At 64.4% G+C, this 18,311-nt stretch carries 19 protein-coding genes; 2 read left to right on the plus strand and 17 right to left on the minus strand.

The annotated features are described in order from the left end of the window. Position 1: 1 nt before the first annotated feature. A complete protein-coding gene (locus tag MJ8_RS29090) occupies positions 2-679 on the minus strand; it encodes a GntR family transcriptional regulator (protein ID WP_201412011.1) in 678 nt (225 codons plus the stop codon). Between the two features lie 129 nt (positions 680-808). On the opposite strand from MJ8_RS29090, the gene MJ8_RS29095 reads away from it, so the two are divergent. Beyond that, complete coding sequence (locus MJ8_RS29095) at positions 809-2,239, plus strand: NAD-dependent succinate-semialdehyde dehydrogenase (protein WP_201412012.1); 1,431 nt, start codon at positions 809-811, stop codon at positions 2,237-2,239. Between the two features lie 24 nt (positions 2,240-2,263). On the opposite strand, the gene msuE is transcribed toward MJ8_RS29095, so the two are convergent. The 15 genes from msuE to MJ8_RS29170 all read right to left on the minus strand — a co-directional run bounded on the left by msuE (position 2,264) and on the right by MJ8_RS29170 (position 16,161). Next, complete coding sequence (gene msuE / locus MJ8_RS29100; RefSeq protein WP_201412013.1) at positions 2,264-2,827, minus strand: FMN reductase; 564 nt, start codon at positions 2,825-2,827, stop codon at positions 2,264-2,266. A gap of 274 nt (positions 2,828-3,101) precedes the next feature. Continuing rightward, positions 3,102-3,992, minus strand: coding sequence for an adenylate/guanylate cyclase domain-containing protein (locus tag MJ8_RS29105; protein WP_201412014.1), 891 nt, complete (start codon positions 3,990-3,992; stop codon positions 3,102-3,104). A gap of 181 nt (positions 3,993-4,173) precedes the next feature. Then, complete coding sequence (locus tag MJ8_RS29110) at positions 4,174-5,088, minus strand: anti-sigma factor family protein (protein ID WP_201412015.1); 915 nt, start codon at positions 5,086-5,088, stop codon at positions 4,174-4,176. After that, positions 5,075-5,647 (minus strand): sigma-70 family RNA polymerase sigma factor, encoded by a 573-nt coding sequence (locus MJ8_RS29115; protein WP_201412016.1) that lies wholly within the window; start codon positions 5,645-5,647, stop codon positions 5,075-5,077. The genes MJ8_RS29110 and MJ8_RS29115 overlap by 14 nt, the downstream gene beginning before the upstream one ends. Before the next feature lie 16 nt (positions 5,648-5,663). Further along, positions 5,664-5,873 carry a hypothetical protein gene (locus MJ8_RS29120; RefSeq protein ID WP_201412017.1) on the minus strand — a complete coding sequence of 70 codons (210 nt, stop codon included), beginning with the start codon at positions 5,871-5,873 and terminating at the stop codon, positions 5,664-5,666. Positions 5,874-6,121: 248 nt separating this feature from the next. Further along, positions 6,122-7,510: a chromate efflux transporter gene (chrA, locus tag MJ8_RS29125; RefSeq protein WP_201412018.1), complete on the minus strand. Its 1,389-nt coding sequence runs from the start codon at positions 7,508-7,510 to the stop codon at positions 6,122-6,124. Continuing rightward, positions 7,507-8,325, minus strand: coding sequence for a chromate resistance protein ChrB domain-containing protein (locus MJ8_RS29130; protein WP_201412019.1), 819 nt, complete (start codon positions 8,323-8,325; stop codon positions 7,507-7,509). The genes chrA and MJ8_RS29130 overlap by 4 nt, the downstream gene beginning before the upstream one ends. Before the next feature lie 139 nt (positions 8,326-8,464). After that, the gene (locus MJ8_RS29135) at positions 8,465-9,241 is read right to left on the minus strand and encodes an SDR family oxidoreductase (RefSeq protein ID WP_201412020.1); all 777 of its coding nucleotides are present in this window, start codon (positions 9,239-9,241) and stop codon (positions 8,465-8,467) included. 11 nt (positions 9,242-9,252) lie between these two features. Next, on the minus strand, positions 9,253-10,065 hold the full coding sequence (locus tag MJ8_RS29140) for an SDR family NAD(P)-dependent oxidoreductase (RefSeq protein ID WP_201412021.1): 813 nt from the start codon (positions 10,063-10,065) through the stop codon (positions 9,253-9,255). Then, the gene (locus tag MJ8_RS29145; RefSeq protein ID WP_201412022.1) at positions 10,062-11,063 is read right to left on the minus strand and encodes a sugar phosphate isomerase/epimerase family protein; all 1,002 of its coding nucleotides are present in this window, start codon (positions 11,061-11,063) and stop codon (positions 10,062-10,064) included. The genes MJ8_RS29140 and MJ8_RS29145 overlap by 4 nt, the downstream gene beginning before the upstream one ends. Before the next feature lie 40 nt (positions 11,064-11,103). Continuing rightward, a complete protein-coding gene (locus MJ8_RS29150) occupies positions 11,104-11,871 on the minus strand; it encodes an SDR family NAD(P)-dependent oxidoreductase (protein ID WP_201412023.1) in 768 nt (255 codons plus the stop codon). A 26-nt stretch (positions 11,872-11,897) separates the two neighbouring features. Continuing rightward, the gene (locus MJ8_RS29155; RefSeq protein ID WP_201412024.1) at positions 11,898-13,019 is read right to left on the minus strand and encodes an ABC transporter ATP-binding protein; all 1,122 of its coding nucleotides are present in this window, start codon (positions 13,017-13,019) and stop codon (positions 11,898-11,900) included. Beyond that, positions 13,016-13,912 carry a carbohydrate ABC transporter permease gene (locus MJ8_RS29160; protein WP_201412025.1) on the minus strand — a complete coding sequence of 299 codons (897 nt, stop codon included), beginning with the start codon at positions 13,910-13,912 and terminating at the stop codon, positions 13,016-13,018. Before MJ8_RS29160 ends, MJ8_RS29155 begins: the two co-directional genes overlap by 4 nt. Beyond that, positions 13,905-14,840, minus strand: a complete 936-nt coding sequence (locus MJ8_RS29165) for a carbohydrate ABC transporter permease (RefSeq protein WP_201412026.1) — start codon at positions 14,838-14,840, stop codon at positions 13,905-13,907. The genes MJ8_RS29160 and MJ8_RS29165 overlap by 8 nt, the downstream gene beginning before the upstream one ends. A 55-nt stretch (positions 14,841-14,895) precedes the next feature. Beyond that, positions 14,896-16,161 (minus strand): ABC transporter substrate-binding protein, encoded by a 1,266-nt coding sequence (locus MJ8_RS29170; RefSeq protein WP_201412027.1) that lies wholly within the window; start codon positions 16,159-16,161, stop codon positions 14,896-14,898. A gap of 134 nt (positions 16,162-16,295) precedes the next feature. Here MJ8_RS29170 and MJ8_RS29175 point away from each other — a divergent pair, with 134 nt between their 5' ends. Next, entirely contained in the window at positions 16,296-17,492 is a 1,197-nt protein-coding gene (locus tag MJ8_RS29175; protein ID WP_201412028.1) for an ROK family transcriptional regulator, read from the plus strand. A 21-nt stretch (positions 17,493-17,513) separates the two neighbouring features. Here MJ8_RS29175 and MJ8_RS29180 read toward each other — a convergent pair whose 3' ends face one another. Beyond that, the gene (locus MJ8_RS29180) at positions 17,514-18,302 is read right to left on the minus strand and encodes a 3-hydroxybutyrate dehydrogenase (RefSeq protein WP_201412029.1); all 789 of its coding nucleotides are present in this window, start codon (positions 18,300-18,302) and stop codon (positions 17,514-17,516) included. Between the last annotated feature and the right edge of the window lie 9 nt (positions 18,303-18,311).

Below are 18,311 nucleotides of genomic sequence, written 5' to 3' on the forward strand. Positions count from 1 at the left end.
ATTACTGACCGAAATAGTCGCGCACCTTTTCGCGCATGCTCTGCCAAATCTCGCGGATGAGCTTCTCCGTCATCGCCTGGGCCGCGTCGCCGTCGCCGGCCGTGATCGCGTCGTAGATCCGAGCCGTGTCGTCCAGCGACAGCTTGACGATCTTCGGATCCTGCTCGTAGGCGTGGAAGCGGTAGCGCAGCGCCTGCTTCTCAAGGCCCTGCAGCAGACGGGTCAACGTGCGGTTCGCGGCCAGGTCGTAGACCAGGGCCGAGCCGCGGACGTCGACGGTGAAGAACTGCCGGGCGTCGTTGCGCGCCTGTGCTTCCTTGAGCTCGACCAAAAGGCCGCGGAACTCCTTCTTCCGTACCGCATCCGTGGATTCGGCAGCCTGACGAGCGACGAGGCCCTCAAGCGCAATCCGGCACGTATAGACTTCGTCAAAATCACGCTGCGACATGGGCGCGACCCAGATCCCGCGCCGCGCTTCGCGGATGACCAGTCCGTCTCGCTCCAGCAAGCGTAGCGCTTCACGCACGGGCGAACGGCTGACGCCGTAGCGTTCGGCGACGACTTCTTCGGTCAATCGCTCCTCGGATTTGAGGCGCCCGAAAATGATCTCCTCCTCCAGCATTTCGGCGAGGCTCTCGGGGATGGCGGCTGCCAGTTTCGGTAATCGTTGCAAAATCATGTCGACACCATATTGTATACAGAATACAAGTCAAGCGCCCTTTGCAGAAGTTGCCGTGGGCACCCGTCGAGGGGCGCATTCGGCGTCGCAAGATTCAGGACGGTCAGGATCCAAGAGGAAGAACGGACAATGTATTCGGAAAAGATTGAGCTGCTGATTGCAGGCGTGTGGCGGAAAGGTTCCGAGGGAAGATCGGAACCCTTGGTCAATCCGGCCAATGAGGAAGTCCTTGCCGAAGTCCCGCATGCCAGCGTTGCCGACCTGGACGAGGCGCTGGCGGCTGCCGCGCAGGGCTTCAAGGTCTGGAAGGCGATGACGGCGCAACAGCGTTGGCTGATCATGTCCAAGGCCGCCGATCTGATCGAACGACGCAAGGCCGATATTGCCCGGATCCTGACCATGGAGAACGGCAAGGCGCTGGCTGAAGCCACTGGCGAGGTCCAGTTCGCCGCGGACGCCACGAGATGGTACGCCGAGGAAGGCAAGCGCGCCTATGGCCGGATCGTGCCCGCCAGGCTGCCTGGCGTGCGCCAGATGGTGCTGAAGGAACCGGTCGGGCCGGTAGCCGCTTTCGCCGCCTGGAACTTTCCGGCCAGCAACACGATCCGCAAGATCGCCGGCGCTCTCGGCGCCGGATGCTCGATCATCCTGAAGCCGGCGGAAGAGACGCCCGGGACCGCCGTCGCGATGGCCCGCTGCTTCCAGGAAGCGGGGCTGCCGGCGGGCGTGCTGAACATCGTGTTCGGCGTTCCGTCGGAAGTGTCCAGCTACCTGCTGGCATCGCCCATCATCAAGAAAGTGTCGTTGACCGGCTCGACGGCGGTGGGAAAGCTTCTGCAGAAACAGGCGGCGGACACGCTCAAGCGCTGCACGATGGAGCTTGGCGGCCACGCGCCGGTGATCGTCCACAAGGACGCGGACATTGAGAAAGCACTGGACACATTGGTGGCGTTCAAGTTCCGCAACGCCGGGCAGGTCTGCACGTCGCCGACGCGTTTCTACATCCACGAATCCGTCTACGAACCCTTCCTGTCGGGATTCGTCGACCGCGCCAACCGCCTGAAGATCGGCGACGGCCTGGAAGACGGTGTCCAGATGGGACCGATGATCGCGCCGCGCCGCCTCGAGGCGATGGACGCCTTCGTCTCGGACGCGCAATCTCGCGGGGCAAAAGTCGTCACCGGCGGACAGCGTCGCGGCAACAAGGGATACTTCTATGCACCGACCCTGCTGCGGGACGTTCCTGATACCGCCCGCATCATGTCGGAAGAGCCGTTTGGACCGATCGCTCCCGCAACCACTTTCTCATCCTTCGACGAAGTGATCGAGCGCGCGAACGCATTGCCCTATGGACTGGCCTCATTCGTGTTCACCCGTGACATGGCGCTTGCGCAAAAGAGCGAGCTCGCGCTCGAAGCCGGCCTGGTCGGCGTCAACCATATGATGGTGTCCACGCCGGAAACGCCTTTCGGCGGCGTCAACGAATCCGGCTACGGATCGGAATCCGGAATCGAGGGCCTGGACGCCTATCTGCGGACCAAATTCGTCACAGAAACGTAAGCACCTTCAAGCGGGTTGCCTCGGCTATTCCGCCGCGATCCGCTGGCCGGCGGCGCGGCGGGAGAGCGCATGGCCCGCCTCGTCGACCGCCTGCGCGACGCGCTTGCGGATCGCTTCGGAGACCAGGACGCCGTCGGCGAAATCCTTGTCCGTCGCATAGACCCCGGTGGGCAAGGCAAGCGCCTCGAAAAAGCCGAACAGCGGCCGCAATTGATGCTCGACGATCAGCGCATGCCGCTCGCCGCCCCCCGTTGCGAGCAGCAGCACCGGCTTGCCCCTCAGCGAGGCCGGATCGAGCAGGTCGAAGAAATGTTTGAATAGGCCGGTGTAGCTGCCCTTGTACGTCGGCGATCCGACCACCAGCACATCGGCGTTGACGACCCTGTCGAGGATATCGCGGGCCTGCTGATCGAGATCGCGCGCCCATTTGGCGTTGCCGAGCGAAGGTCCGACGTCCTCGATGTCAAAGGTGCTCGCGGACAAAGCGTTGCGGGCCGCGATGTCCCTCACCACCTGCTCGACGAAACCGCGCGTCTTCGACGGCCGGGTGAAATTTCCGGAGAAACCGACAACGGTTGGATTGGCCATGTTCATTCCCTCGGTATGCCGGCGCCAGATCTTATGTCTATAATTTTTATAGACTCTAGCCCGCCTTAGAAGGAACGATCCGCCTTTCGAGGGCGTCTCCCCGAACAATTTTTCCATGGATCGGACCGATCGTGGTCGCCTGGATCGGAATGAGCGGCGCACTCGATTCATGGCTCGCCTATCTGCCAGGCATGGCAGGCGTTTAATCGGCCGCTGATGAAGAATTTGCGCGGCACGCCATTCCGCCTCGGCTTCAATCGGATGGCCGGCCGGATCAGCCCGGGATAATCTCGTAGCGAAGGATCTGGGCGTCGCCGAGGGTCGATCTGCGTCCGGGTGAGATAACGCCGGAGCCGAAGAGGAGAATATCCTCGCGGCGCACGAAGACGTCTTGGCCGGATCCCATCGACACAAATGTGCCCGATGAGCTTCGCTCGACAAGCCTCGCCTTGCCATTCGAAATGGTGAAGGTCGCGTGGTGCCTCGAAACCCAGGGCCGCTGGACGACGATATCGCATTCCGGCGATCGGCCGATCGTCACCAATTCGTTGTTTCGGCAGGATCGCAATTGATCTTCATAGCGGATGACCAGATTGATCCGCGGCGGCGGGGCCGAGCGCCTGTCGACAAAGGTGCCCCGGTTGACGACATGCGTGCTGGGGGCGCCATCGTCGCTCCGCAGCGTATAGACATCGAAGAGTTCTTGCTTTCCCTTGAAGGCCATTTTGTCGAGGAGCCGCAAGGTACCGCGGCTGTCCGCGGAAAGGGCTTCGAAGAAGCTCTGGCTGATCAGGACCTCCCCGGGATTGGCCGTGGCGGACAGCCTTGCGGTGACATTGACAACGTCGCCGAATACCGCGCCGCGCGCGCGAATGACCGCCCCGAAATGCAATCCGATCCGGACGATCAAGGGCTCTTTCGTCATTTGGCCGCCGATCTGGCAGACCGCCCTCAGCGCCGCCTCCGGTGTCTCGAACAGGCTGAGCACATCATCGCCCTTCGAGTAGATGAAGTCACCGCCATGCTTGGCGACGATCTCGCGTATCGCGTCGAGGCAATCCGAGACCTGCCGCAGCGCGGCATCGTCGCCGATGCGCTCATAGAGCGGCACGCTGCCCACGACATCGGCCAGAAGGACTGCGGCCAGAAGTCTTTCCTGATCCATCGACTCGTATCCGCCCCGAGAACGCGGCGTATATAACACACCGAAGTCGACCTTGACTTATCACTTGTGCGCCAAGGAGCCGGCGCAACCGAGGCGTGATTCTCGCGGACGGACAGGCATCAGGCTTCCCGCCAAATGGGTTAGCCAACCTCAAAACAGCGGCGATAAGGACGTTCGTTCCCTAACCCGGACTGCCGGCAGCCGGATTGGCGATGATCGCCGCCCGAAAGCGGACGACGAAATCGTCCAGCGCCGGGCGTTCGGCGTCCGAGATCGCCCAATAGGAGAAGGCGTCGTCGGTCCAGTGGACCAGAAAGAAGCCCCCCGCCGAGAGGTCGTCCGCCACCGGCACCGATTTGGCCTCGTTCTGCCGAGGCGCGGCCACCAGCGTGATCAGATGCTCGTGATGGCGGTAGACCAGCGCCGGCATCGGCTTGTCGCCGATCACCTCGACGCGTCCGCCGAGCAGCGCGTAGCCGTCCTTGGCCATGTCCGGCGCCGCCGGCGACACGCCGATGCGACCGTCAAGCCATGGCTTCACCGTGTGGCGGTCGGACGAGACGATATCGACCGGCGTCGCCGCGAGCAGGCTGCGGCGATGACCATTGGCGACGGCGACCGCAAAGCTCTCGGAGCCATTGTCCGCCGTGGCCAGCCACTGCGTCGCGCCGCTGGCGAGGAACGCCGTCAGCACGATCGAGGCCGCCATCTGGCGCCAGTCGAAAGAGTTGAACCAGCGTGACGCGCGCGGCCGCATCTCGACGACGTTGCTCTGCTGCCATTGTGGCAGCGGCTCAACCTTCGCGGTCGCGGGTTCGGCGGCGTCCTCGGCATCTTTCACCTCGGCAATCGCCGCGATCCGCGCCAGGAAATCGTCGCTCACGACGGGACGCTGCACGTTGGCGAGAGCGCCGCGCAGCGCCACCAGGCGCGCATGCTCGGCGGCCAGCTCCGGATCTGCGGCCATGCGGCGCTCGACCGCCAAAGCGGCCGCGGCATCGAGCTCGCCATCGACCAGGGCGTGGATCATCAGCTTCATATCCTGCGGGTCTTGCGGCAATCCATCCTCACGCGAGCGATCTTCATGCGGGCTCATGGTCGCGCCCTCCAAGTTCCGTCATCAAGAGGCCGCGGGCTCGCGCCAGCCGCGACATCACCGTGCCTTGCGGCACGCCGAGCATGGCGGCGATCTCGCGGTAGCTGAGACCGTTTATGTCGCGCAGCACCAGCGTCTCGCGGAAGGCCTGCGGCAGCCTTGCGATCGCCGCTTCCACCGCCGCCGAATTCGCCTTGGCGATCAGAACCGCCTCGGGGCTGTCGGCATCATTGTCGGTCGGCGGCGACACGTCGTCGAGATCGGCGAGGTCGCCGACGGCGACCACGCTGCGCGGACGGTTCTTCGCCATCCATGTATAGGAGGCGTTGCGCACGATGGTGAGCAGCCACGCGCGGGGGTTTCCCCCAGCGAAGCCGGCAATGCCCGCATGCGCCTTGAGGCAGGCCTCCTGCACGACATCCTCGGCATCGGCCGCGTTGCCGGTCAGCCAGCGGGCGAGCGACAGCGCATCGCCAAGATGCGGCAGCACCACCTCGGCAAAACGCGCGGCCAGCATCTTTTCGCTCAACACCGTTCCGCCGTCGGGCGCTCCCGCCATGGGTGTGCCGCCGCCCTCAGCGGGAGGCGACGATCTGTCCCTGCTCGTGCGGGTGAAGATCGCGACCGCAGGCGAGGGCGCCTGCTTCGAGGGAGGAGAAGGCATTGGTGTCACCGGAGTCAAGTGTCTCGGAAGCAAGGGGCGCCTTGGAAGGGGACGGCGCATCGCTGGCTGCAACGGGGTGCTTGCCGTCATGGTCGTGGATCTCGATGGTTGCGATCGGCACGGATCAGGGACGCCGGCGGGGCGGTATTGCCCAGAACAGGTGCGCCCAGCTCCAGCGCTCCAAGGGGCGACGGCGGCTTAGGCCGTCGCCCTCTTCCGCCCGTGCGTATTTGTCTTCATGCCGCTTCATGATGGTCTCCTGCTGTTGCGCGTAAACGGCGCATGCCCTGGAGACCGGCGGACCGGGCCGTTTATTCCCGGCCGGTCAGCCTTTTCCTTCACGCTGACGTGATCGAGGGGCGCGCGGGTCTACAGCGCCAGCAAGGCAAGCCCGGCCAGAGCCGACCCCGCCAGCGTCGGCAACATGCCGAGCTTCAGCCTGAACATGGCGACCATCGCCCCAACCGACAGCAGCGCGGCGCGCCAGTCGAGCGAGGACGGGAACGGCACCTCCACGCCCCAGCCGACGCTTGCGACCTTGCCGAAGACGACATGCAGCGCGAACCACAATGCAAGGTTCATGATGACGCCGACCACCGCCGCGGTGATGGCGCCGAGCGCCGCCGCCAGCGCCTTGTTCTGCCGCAATTGCTCGATGTAGGGCGCGCCCAGAAATATCCAGAAGAAGCAGGGGACGAAGGTGGCCCAGAGCGTCAGCGCCGACCCGAGCGATCCGGCGAGCAAAGGGCTGATCGCGCCTGCATGGCGATAGGCGGCGGCAAAGCCGACGAATTGCAGCACCAGGATCAGCGGCCCTGGCGTCGTTTCGGCGAGTCCCAGCCCGTCGACCATCTGTCCAGGCGAAAGCCAGCCGAACGAGGTGACCGCCGCCTGCGCCACATAGGCGAGCACCGCATAGGCGCCGCCGAAGGTGACGACGGCCATCAGGCTGAAGAAGCCACCGATCTGCGCCCACACGCTAGCTGGGCCCGCCAGCAAGGCGATCAGCGCCACCGGCCCTAGCCAAAGTGGAAGCCAGATGCCGATGGTCCGGACCGCATGCCATCGTGACGGCACGGTGTGGCCGAGCTCGCCGCGCTCGAACATCAGGTCGACCACGCCTTTGTGATCGGCGGCGGCGCCGCCCTTGCCATGCGCCGAGCCGGAAAACAGCGCCGGTGCAAAGCGATTGCCGGCCCAGCCGATAAGTCCGGCTGTGAGCACGATGAGCGGGAACGGCAGCTTCACGACATAGATGGCGAGGAAGGCCGCCACGGCGATCGCTACCATCGCGCGGTTCTTCAGCGCGCGCTTGCCGATGCGGATCACTGCCTCCACGACCACGGCGAGCACCGCCGCCTTGACGCCGAAGAACAGCGCCTCGACCACCGGCGCGTCGTTGTAGAGCATGTAGAAGCTGCTCAGACCAAGCATGACCAGCGCGCCGGGCAGCACGAACAGGATGCCCGCGACCAGCCCGCCCGCCGTTCGGTGCAGCAGCCAGCCGATATAGACGGCAAGCTGCTGCGCCTCGGGCCCGGGCAGGAGCATGCAGTAGTTGAGCGCGTGCAGGAAACGCTCCTCGCCGATCCAGCGGCGCTCCTCGACCAGCTCCTTGTGCATCAGCGCGATCTGCCCGGCCGGCCCGCCGAACGACAGCAGGCCGATCCTGGCCCAGAGCCGCGTCGCCTCGCGGAAGCTCGGCATCGCCGGGGCGTCGGACGGCCGTGCGGCCCGGCCTTTGGCAAGGATCGTCATGGGGTCTTGCCTCCGACCGGCCAGTTATGCGTCTCGTCGGTCGCGTCGCGGCACCAGCGGAAGAAGGCGTCGTAGAAGAGCATACCGGCTTCGAGCTGTTCGAGGTCGTCGCGGAACATGCGCGACAGGCCGAGCGAGGCGGCGAGGAACCCGGCCGCTTGCGGCACGAGGTCGAGCCGCGCCGTGTCCGCGCCGCGCACGATCAGCGCCAGGCGATCGAGCGCCTCGACGCGCAGGCCGAATTCCTCGATCATGGTGTCGAAAGTGCAGCGGTCCCCGCGATGGCTCCAGAACACGCTTTCGATGTCGAAGGGTACCGCTGCAAAGCGGTCCGCCACCAGAGGCACCTCGGCCGGATCGACGAACAGGAACACCGCCTCGGGATCGACGAAGCGGCGGATCAGCCAGGGACAGGCGATGCGGTCGACCTTGGGCCGCGAACGGGTGACCCATACAGTGCGCCCCTTTTCATCGCGCGGCGGGATCGCGCCGGCCCTGACCAATGGCGCCTTGGCGGCGCCCCAGACCTCGAAGCCGCCTTCCAGCGACTCAGCCGGAATGCCTTCGTGGCGCAGCCATGCGGCAACGCCTTGCGAGAGTTTCTCCCCCCGCTGGCAGATAACGACGGCCTTTGACCCCGCGAATTCGGCCGCCCAGGTCGAGACGGTCCTGAAATCGCGCCGGCAGGACGCCGGCAGCAGCCGCGGATCGGCTTCATAGTCCTCGTCGATGCGCACGTCGATCAGAACCGGCGCATCCGGCAGGCCGACGAGACGGGTGAGTTGCGGAACGGTGATTTGGGTTGTTGACGGCATGGCGTCCACCTCCTGAACAAAGAGAGCCTGGACGCGATCGTTGGGCTGACGCCTCACGGGGTCGTCGCGGAGAACCCCTTCCAATAATGCTGGAACGCTCCCCGCCGATTGTCAAGGAAGAGCTTCCACGCTCGTCCCGTCAAAGCGATGCCGTGATGCCGCCGTCGACATAGAGGACGTGGCCGTTGACAAAGCTAGATGCATCCGATGCCAGGAAGACCGCGGCCCCGATCAGTTCCCCGACTTCCGCCCAGCGGCCGGCAGGCGTGCGTTTTTCCAGCCAGGCGGTGAAGTCGGCGTCGGCGACCAGGGCGGCGTTGAGTTCGGTGTTGAAATAGCCTGGGCCGATCGCATTGACCTGCAGGCCATATCGCGCCCAGTCGGTCGCCATGCCCTTGGTCAGCATCTTCACGGCACCCTTGGTCGCCGTATAGGGAGCGATGCTCGTGCGCGCCAGCTCGCTCTGCACGGAAGCGATGTTGATGATTTTGCCGTGTCCGCGCGGGATCATGCGGCGTGCCACGGCCTGACCGACATGGAACACGCTGTCGATGTTGGTCGCCTTGAGCCTTTCCCAGGCATCCAGCGGAAATTGCTCGAGCGGCGCGCGAAATTGCGTGCCGGCATTGTTGAAGAGGATCTCGATCGGACCGATTTCGCTCTCGATGGCATCGACCGCTGCCGCCACGACGGCCGCGTCGGTCACGTCGAAGGCGCGAGCGTGAACCTTATGGCCTTCGGCGGCGAGCCTTGCCCGCGCCTCCTCCAGCACGCTTTCGTTGCGCGCGTTGAGCACCAGCTCCGCGCCTGCTTCGGCCAGGCCGCGGGCGATCGCGAAGCCTATCCCCTTCGAGGATCCGGTTACCAGGGCAAGCCGGCCGGAAAGGTCGAAGCGCTTGATGGCAGTTTCCCTCATCGTCACCTGCGTCACCCCGGAAAAATCGTGAAGCCGCCGTCGACGCGGATCACCTGGCCATTGATGAAACGGGCGCGCGATCCGGCGAGGAAGGCGACAGCCTCGGCAACCTCTTCCGGCTCGGCATAGCGGTTGAGCGAACGCTTCGACGAATCCATCCTGGCCGGATCGACGACGCGCGTCGCCTGGAACCGGGCGGTTTTCGTAGCCCCCGGGCTGACCGCATTGACCCGCACGCCCTCGTCGATCAGCTCCTTGGCAAGGCAACGTGTATAGTGGACGACAGCGGCCTTGAGCGTCGAATAGACGACCTCCGGCGAGCAGCCGATGTGAGCGGCCGCCGAGGCGATATTGATCACCGAACCCGACCCGCGCTTCACCATCGGCGGCACGAAGGCCTGGCAAACCAGCATGGTGCCGACCAGGTTGTTTTCGGTGAGAACCTTTATGTCCTCGTAATCGATGTCGAGGGCATTGTTGGGGCTGGGCTTGGTTCCCTTGGCGCCGATATCCCCGCCTGCGCAGTTGACGAGCACATGCACATCGCCGAGTTCCGCCTCGATGTTGCGCTTCATCTCGGCTACGGCGGCACGGTCGCCGATATTGCCGGTCACCGCGGTCACCCGAGTGCCGTGTCGTCCCAGGTGCCTTGCCGATTCACCGAGGTCTGCGAACTCGCCATACTTCGCCGGTTGGGTCCAGTCCAGGTCGTGGATTGCTACGTCCGCCCCGAGTTCCGCCAGCCGGTCGGCCATGACGTGGCCGAGGCCGCGTCCGGAACCGGTGACAAAGGCGGTGAGGCCGCTGAGTTCGCGAGTTGTCATGAAGGGTTCTCCAAGGTCATGAGGCCGAGCTCCTTCATGTTGGCGGCGCTGCGCCGGATCATGTCGAGCTCGTAGGAAACCAGGGCGCCGTCGTCGCCGCTCTCCCAGGGAGTGCGGAAATCGGCGTCGTCGGGCAGGCAATTCTCTTGCGCGGCCGCAAGGCAGGCAGCGAATTCGCGAGCGGTTTTCGGCGGATAGCCGTTCCACCAGTCGTCGAGAAGAAAGCGAACATGGCGCGCCTCGAGCGCCCCCGGCTCGAGCACCGCGGTGAGCTCGTCGTGGACGTCGCCAAGCAGGGCCGCGAGGGCACGGAAGGGCACGGCGCCGTCGCCGATGGCGCAGCGCACGAGCCGGTATCCTTCGCTCGTGAACTGGACGCGATAGTCCTTCAGATGGACATGCCGCACATAAGACGCGACGCGACGGGCGAAGTCGAGCGGCGCTTCGGCGACGGGAAACGTATTGCCGGTGTCGAACGTGATGCCGACCCCTCGCCCGCCGGTCTCGCAGAACGCCACCAGCTCGGCGCTGCCGAAATCCTGATGGTTCTCGATCGCGAGCACGCGGCCCTCAGCTTCGGCCCGCGGCCCCCATTGCCGAAGCGCCGACCTGATCGAGGCGTTGAGCTCGTCCCATTTCTCGCCCCAGGCATTGCGGTCACCGCACAGAACCGGTGTCAGGCCGAGCCGGATGGTCTTCGCGCCGAGCAAGCGGGCGGAACGGAACGCGCTCTCCAGCGGCCCCATCATGTTGAGCCCGGCGCTGACGACGGGCGTCATCCCAAGCCCATCGAGCCGTTCCTTCAGCGCGGCCAGTCCGGAATCGGACATTTCCGCCAGCCACGGATCATAGATCTCCAGCGTGCGTGCGCCGAGCTCTTCGGCGAGCGCAATGAAGCCTTCGAGCCCCGCGCCCTTGGGGTTGGCGCGCGGCGTACCACGGCCCTGCAGCCCAAGATGATAGGTAAGTCCATAGGGGTTCAAACCAACGCGCAGCATCAGGCCAGCCGGTCGGACGAGGGGAGACGGAGAAGCTGCATCAGCGCAGGCCCGCATCGACGGTGATGGATTGCTTGGTGATCATGCGGCTGTCGTCGGCGGCGAGAAAAAGCGCCGTGCGGGCGATCTCGTCGGCCAGCAGAACCCGCCTGATCAACTGGCGCCCGACCATCTGATCGACGGACTCCTGCGTTGTGTACCAGAGACGGCGCTGCCGTTCGGTGATCACGGCGCCTGGCTCGATGGCGTTGACGCGGATGTTGTCGGGACCGAAGGCGCGGGCCAATGACCGCGTCATGCCGATGATCGCGGCCTTGGCCGTGGCATAGGCGGTCATCTGGTCGGCGCCGAAGCGCCAGGAGGTCGAGGAAAGATTGATGATGGAGCCAAAACCCAGCGACTTCATCTGCGGATGGACGGCCTGGGCGGCGAAGAACTGGTGCTTCAGATTGACGTTCTGGGCATGATCCCAGTAGTCCGGCGTCACGTCGGCGACTGCGTGGCGGTCATCATTGGCGGCGTTGTTCACCAGGACAGCAACCGGCCCGGCCTTTTCCCGCACATGCTCGATCGCCGCGCGCAGGGCCGCGATGTCGGTCACATCGCATGGCACGAACAGGGGCGCGTGGCGCGTGGCGCCCGCAAGCTCCGCCTTGAGCTCCCGGCCGACCGCTTCCTGAATGTCGAGAAATGCCACGCGCGCCGCGTTGGCCGAGAAGGCGCGAACCATTTCGGCGCCGATGCCGGAGGCTCCTCCGGTGATCAGCACGACACGGTCTGCGAGGCTTGGATAGGTAGCGAATGTCAAAGGTTGAGCTTTCTAGGGCTGAGCTTTCAAAGAAGGGATTGGGTCGTCGGGTCGAAGAGGCAAGCCCGCGCCATGTCGATGCCGAGGGTCATTGTCTCGCCCATGCGTGGCGCACTGTCCGGGTCGAAACGGCCGGTGACTTCGAGATCGCCTAAGCGCAGCACCGCCAAGGTCTCCGCACCCGTGGGCTCGACCAGCTCGACCGGGGCCTTCACCGCCGCAATGGCGTGCTTGCGGTGGGTCAGGTCGTCCGACAAGCGGTAGATATGTTCCGGCCGCACGCCGAGCACGACCTTCCTTGGCGCGCCGGCCGGCACCGGCTGGGCAAGTTCCAACGCCGCCGTGCCGCCATCCACGGTCCGAACCGTGACGCAGGGCCGGCCCGCCCCGTCGCCAAGCTCGGCAGGAATGAAATTCATCGCCGGAGAGCCCATGAAACCCGCGACGAACATGTTGGCGGGGCGGCTGTAGATCATCTGGGCCGCGTCGAACTGCTGCACCGACCCCTGATGCATGACGGCGATGCGCGAAGCGAGCGTCATCGCCTCCACCTGGTCGTGGGTGACATAGACCGTGGTCTTGCCGACACGGTTGTGCAGCTTCTTGATCTCGGTGCGCATGTCGACGCGCAGCTTGGCATCGAGGTTGGAAAGCGGCTCGTCGAACAGGAAGAGCTTCGGGTCCCGCACCAGCGCCCGGCCCATGGCGACCCGCTGGCGCTGGCCGCCGGAGAGTTGCCCGGGCTTGCGGCCAAGCAGCGCCTCGATCTGCAGCAGCGCCGCGACGCGCTTGACGGCTTCGGCCTGATCGGCCTTCGGCACGCCTCGGCTCTCCATGCCGAAGGTGATGTTCTGGCGCACGGTCATGGTCGGGTAGAGCGCATAGGACTGGAACACCATTGCGATGTCGCGATCCTTTGGCGGCACGGAATTGACGAGCCGGTTGCCGATGCGGATTTCGCCCGACGTCACGCTTTCAAGTCCGGCAATCATGGCAAGCAGGGTGGACTTGCCGCAACCGGAAGGTCCGACGAGAGCGATGAACTCTCCCGGCTGCGCTTCGAGGTTGATGCCTTTCAAGACGTCCACGGCGCCGTAGCTCTTGTGAAGATTGCGGATGGTCAGGGCTGATAGGGATTGGCTCGTCATTTGATGGCGCCCTGTGTCAGACCGCGAACGAAGTATTTGCCGCCAAAGAGATAGATCAGGAGCGGCGGCAGCGCGCCGATCAGCACGGCGGCGCTCATCACGTCGTAGCTGCGGGCGGTCGTGCCGCTCGCCGTCAGCGCGACGAGCGCGGCTGTGATCGGCTGCGCCTGGCCGGACGTGAAGACCACGCCGAACAGATACTCGTTCCATATGCCTGTGAACTGCCAGATGACGGTCACGATCAGGATGGGCGGCGACAGCGGCATCATGATCTTCCAGAAGATCCGCCAGAAGCCGGCGCCGTCAATGCGCGCCGCTTTGATCAGGTCGTCGGGGATGCCGACATAGTAGTTGCGGCAGAACAGGGTGGTGAAGGAAATTCCCTGGACGACATGCACCAGGATCAGCCCGTAGGTCGAGTTGGTCAGGCCGAGCTTTCCAAGAACGAATGCCCAGGGCATCAGCGCGATCTGCCCCGGCATGAAGACGCCGAGCAGCATCAGGGTGAACAGGACTTCCGAGCCCCTGAAGCGCCATTTGGACAGCACGTAGCCGTTCACGGCGCCGAGCAGCGTGGAAATGATCGTCGCCGGAATGGTCATCCACAGCGAGTTCAGGAAATTCCGTTGCATTCCCTGGCATGTGCCCGCGATGCAATAGGTGCTCCAGGCCTGCGTCCATGCCTCCAGCCGGAAGGTCTTCGGGAGCGAGATGAGGCCGTCGCGCGCGATCTCCGCCTGCTCGCGGAAGGAATTGAAGACGACCACGAGCAGCGGGATCAGATAGATTGCGGCGAAGACCGTGAGCAGGCCATAGATCGCGAACCGGCTCCAGAAGTGCCTGCGGCTCGCTGAAGCCGCTTCCAGGTCGATGGCGGCGGCCAGTTCAGCCATTTCCCGCCTCCGCCCGTCGGCGCCACACCACCCACAGCGAATAGGGCACCAGCACCACCGCAAGCGCGGCCAGCATCATGACCGCTGCGGCCGCGCCCTCGCCGATCTCACCACGCTGGAACATCAGATCGTAGACGTAGATGGCTGGGAACGTGGTCGAGATGCCCGGCCCGCCGCGGGTCAGGGCGGCAACGAGGTCGAACGTCTTGATGGCGAACTGGATCTGGATGACGGCCACCGCAAGGAAGATCGGCGCGATGGTCGGCAGAATGACTTTCCTGTAGGTGCGCACGACCGATGCGCCGTCGATCTGCGCCGCCTTCACCAGATCCGGGTCGACCGAGCGCAGGCCAGCCAGGAAAAGCGCCATGGCGAAACCGGAAGACTGCCAGACGCCGGTGATGATCACCGCATAGATTGCGTGGTTGCGATCGCTGGTGAGCGCGAAGCTGAAGTCGCTCCAGCCCAGCCCGCGCACCAGCGCCTGGATGCCGTCGGCCGGATTGTAGAGCCAGCTCCAGACGGTGCCGGTGACGATGAAGGAAACCGCCAGCGGATAGAGGAAGATCGTCCGCCACACCGCCTCGCCGCGCACGCGCTGGTCGATCAGGATGGCCAGCAGCAGCCCGACCGCCATCGAGCCCACGATATAGAAGCCGCTGAACAGGAAAAGGTTGGTGTAGGCGATGTTCCAGCGCCGGTTGGACCAGAGCGATACGTAGTTGTCGAGGCCCGCAAAGCCGTAGCTCGGCAAAAGTGTCGAGTCCGACAGCGACAGATAGAGCGTCCAGCCCGTGAACACGAAGACATAGACGAAGCTCGCCGCGAGCGAAGGGGCGAGCACGAGGATCGGCACGATCGATCCCAGACGATCCCGCCACGAGCGGGCGGGCACGGCTATCGGAACGGATAGGTCGTGGATGGACATTGGGCTTCCTGCCGGCCGTTCGCCGGCGCGATGGCGCGCCGGCGCTCTCCGCACGTCATTCCTGCGCTTCGGCGGCGTCGGCCATGGCATTGGCCGCATCCTTGGCGGACATGTCCGGCGTCGCGACGAATTCTGTGATCGTGTCCATCATGGCGCCGCGGACCTTTTGCGGGACGGTCATGTTGTGGGCCATTGAGCGGACCAGCGTACCCGCTTCGATCGAGGCCTGCAGGTCCTTCTGGGACTTCTGCTGGCAGGGATTGAAACCCTTCGACAGATCGACGTCGAGGCGCGCCGGGATCGAGCCCTTGGCCTGGTTGAAGACGGTCTGGAACTCCGGCGACAAGATGGTGCTGGCGAGCAGCTTTTGGCCCTCCACGTAGTCGGGATCCTTCTGCTGGAAGAACACGACGGAATCGGAGTTCAGGATGAAGCCGGGCTTGCCCCAGTCGGTCGGCGCCTGGGCGCAGACATAGTCCGTTCCCTCCTTGAATCCGGCGGCGGTAAGCAGGCCGATCGTCCAGTCGCCCATGATGTGGAACGCCGCCTCGCCGCGGCCGACCAGGGCCGACATCGAATCCCAGTCGCGGCCGTTCATGCCGGGGTCCATGTATTTGGACGTCATGATGCGGAGTTGCTCGAAGGCCTTGACCATTCCGTCGCTGCGCATGGCGTCCACGTTGCCTTCGACGAAGGCCTTGCGATAGAGGTCGAGGTCCTGGCCGTAGACGACGACTTCAAAGACCGTGGAATCGGTCCAGTCGGCGGTCGAGTGCGAGATGCATATCTTGCCGGTAGCCACGATCTTGTCGCAGGCCGCGTTGAATTCCGCCCAGGTCTTGGGAATTTCGGTCACGCCGGCTGCCTGCATGACCTTCGGCGATGCCCATATCCAGTTGATGCGGTGGATGTTCATCGGCGCCGCCACCCACTTGCCGCTCGGCTTCATCACCGGCAGCAATTCCGGCGCCACCACCTTCTCCCAATTCTCCGCCTTCGCGAGATCGTCCAGATCGGCTGTCATGCCGGTCTTGTTCCATTCGGCGATCTCCGGACCCTTGAGCTGAACCGCCGGAGGAGCATTGCCTGCGATCACGTCGGCGCGCAGCTTTGCAAGCGTGTTGGCGGTATGGCCGGCGATCGAGGTCTGCTGCCATTTTCCGCCCTTCGCCTCGAACATCTCGCCAAGCTTGGCGATGGCCTGCGCATCCGATCCGGTCGCCCATTGGTGGAGCAGATTGGTCTTCGGCTCGGCGAGTGCTGCGTTGGCAAGAAAGGCAAATGCCGCCGTGGCGACAAGGGTCGCCCTCAGATATCTCATCGTCTCACTCCCATTTGATTTCGGCACGGTTCATCACGACCGTTTCGTCGAGACCGCTCACGCATCGCAGAAGGCCTCTAGTTTTTTCTAGAATGATCAAATACGATCGACAGTCAAGGAGTTTTAAGACGAAAATGACAAAAAGCCTCCTCAGATCGCTGCTGGACGGTCAACCTCCGGGCACGCCTGAAAGTCTGATTGTCCGCTGTCTCAGCCAGCGCGGCGCCATTTCCGCCGCGCAAATCGCCCGACTCACCGGCTTAGCCCGCTCGACCGTCTCCACGGCTTTGACTGGTCTGAAGAAGTCAGGAATCGTGGCGGAACTGGCGGCGGCTGACGAAACAGCCAAAAGCGTCGGCCGGCCGCCGGCGACGCTGACGCTCAATCCTGAAGCCGGCACGTGCGTTGGCGTTCATCTTAGTCTCGACGAAATCCGGGTCGCTGTAGCCGACGTCTCGCATTCATTCATCTCCGAAAAAATTATCCCACTCGGTCTGGATTATCCTCCAGACCGGGCGGCCAAGCTCACCAAGGCGGCGATCGCGCAATGCTACGAGGAGAACAGCTTGTCTGCGTCCGGCCTCCTGGGTGTCGGGGTTTCTGTGTCGGGACCGGTCAGCCCCGAAGGCTTCGTCCAGCGGGCCAGCATCGTTCCCACTTGGGCCGGCGTCAACATCCGACATGTGTTTGGGCCGGTGCTGGAGCAGCCGATCTTCGCAGCCAATGAAAGCAACTGCGCCGCCATTGCCGAGATGATGTGGGGCGCCGCTGTCGGTTACGAGGACTTTGTCCTGTTCAAGATCGACCTCGGGGTCGGCGGCGCGATCGTCCAGCACGGACGCGTCGTCACCGGAATTGCCGGCGGGGCAGGCGAATTCGGTCACATGAGCATCGATCCGGCAGGCGATCTTTGCCGCTGCGGCAATCGAGGCTGCCTGGAACTCTACGCCAGCTTCAACCGGCCGTTGGAGCAGATCGCGCGCGTGATGGGCCGGCGCGTCACGATGGACGACGTGATCGGCATGGCCGAACAGGGCGATGTCGGAGCATTGCGGATGATCGAGGATACGGCGGACATGGCGGGCCGAGGCCTGGGCATGATCGGATCCGTTCTGAATCCGCCCCTCATCATCATCGGAGGACGCATGGCGCTCGCTGGCGACATCCTGCTTGCGCCACTCATTGCAGCCTATGAGCGGCACACCCTAATCAAGGCGCGGGATGTCGCCCCCGACAGGCGCACGCGAATAATCGTCGGCAAGCACACCGAAAACGATTCGCTGCTTGGAGCCGTCGGCCTCGTCCTGAGCCATTACGGGCGACTTCAATAGCCATGAGGACCGGAGGCGCCCCTACTGCGCCGTCCAGCCGCCATCCATCGGCAGGGTCGTGCCGGTCATCTGCTTGGCGGCATCCGAGCACAGGAAGAGCGTCAGCGCGGCAAGCTCCTCGACGGTGACGAACTCCTTGGTCGGCTGCGCTGCGAGCAGCACGTCGTGCTTGACCTGTTCCTCGGTCATGCCGCGCGCCTTCATCGTGTCGGGGATCTGCTTTTCGACCAGCGGCGTCCAGACATAGCCGGGCGCGATCGCGTTCACGGTGATGCCGTCCTGCGCCACTTCCAGCGCCACCGTCTTGGTCAGGCCGGCAATGCCGTGCTTGGCCGAGACATAGGCCGATTTGAACGGCGAGGCGACCAGCGCATGGGCGGAAGCCGTGTTGATGATGCGGCCCCATTTACGGCTCTTCATGCCGGGCACCGCCGCCTTGATCGCATAGAATGCGGCGAGAAGGTTGATGCGGATGATGGCTTCCCATTTGTCGTCGGGAAATTCCTCGATCGGCGCGACATGCTGGATGCCGGCATTGTTGACCAGGATGTCGAGGCTGCCGAACGCTTCCTCGGCCTCGTGGATCATGGCGGTGACCGCGGCGCCGTCCATCATGTTGGCGCCCGAATAGCGGCACTTGACGCCGAAATCCTTTTCGATGCCGGCCCGCTCCTGCTCGATCGCCGCGGCATCGCCCAGGCCGTTGATGGTGACGTTGGCGCCCTCGGCGGCGAAGGCCCGGGCGATTGCAAGGCCGATGCCGCTGGTTGAGCCGGTGACGAGCGCATTCTTCGAGGACAGGGAAGCCATGGGAGATCT

The organism is Mesorhizobium sp. J8 (genome assembly GCF_016591715.1).
Lineage (GTDB): Bacteria > Pseudomonadota > Alphaproteobacteria > Rhizobiales > Rhizobiaceae > Mesorhizobium.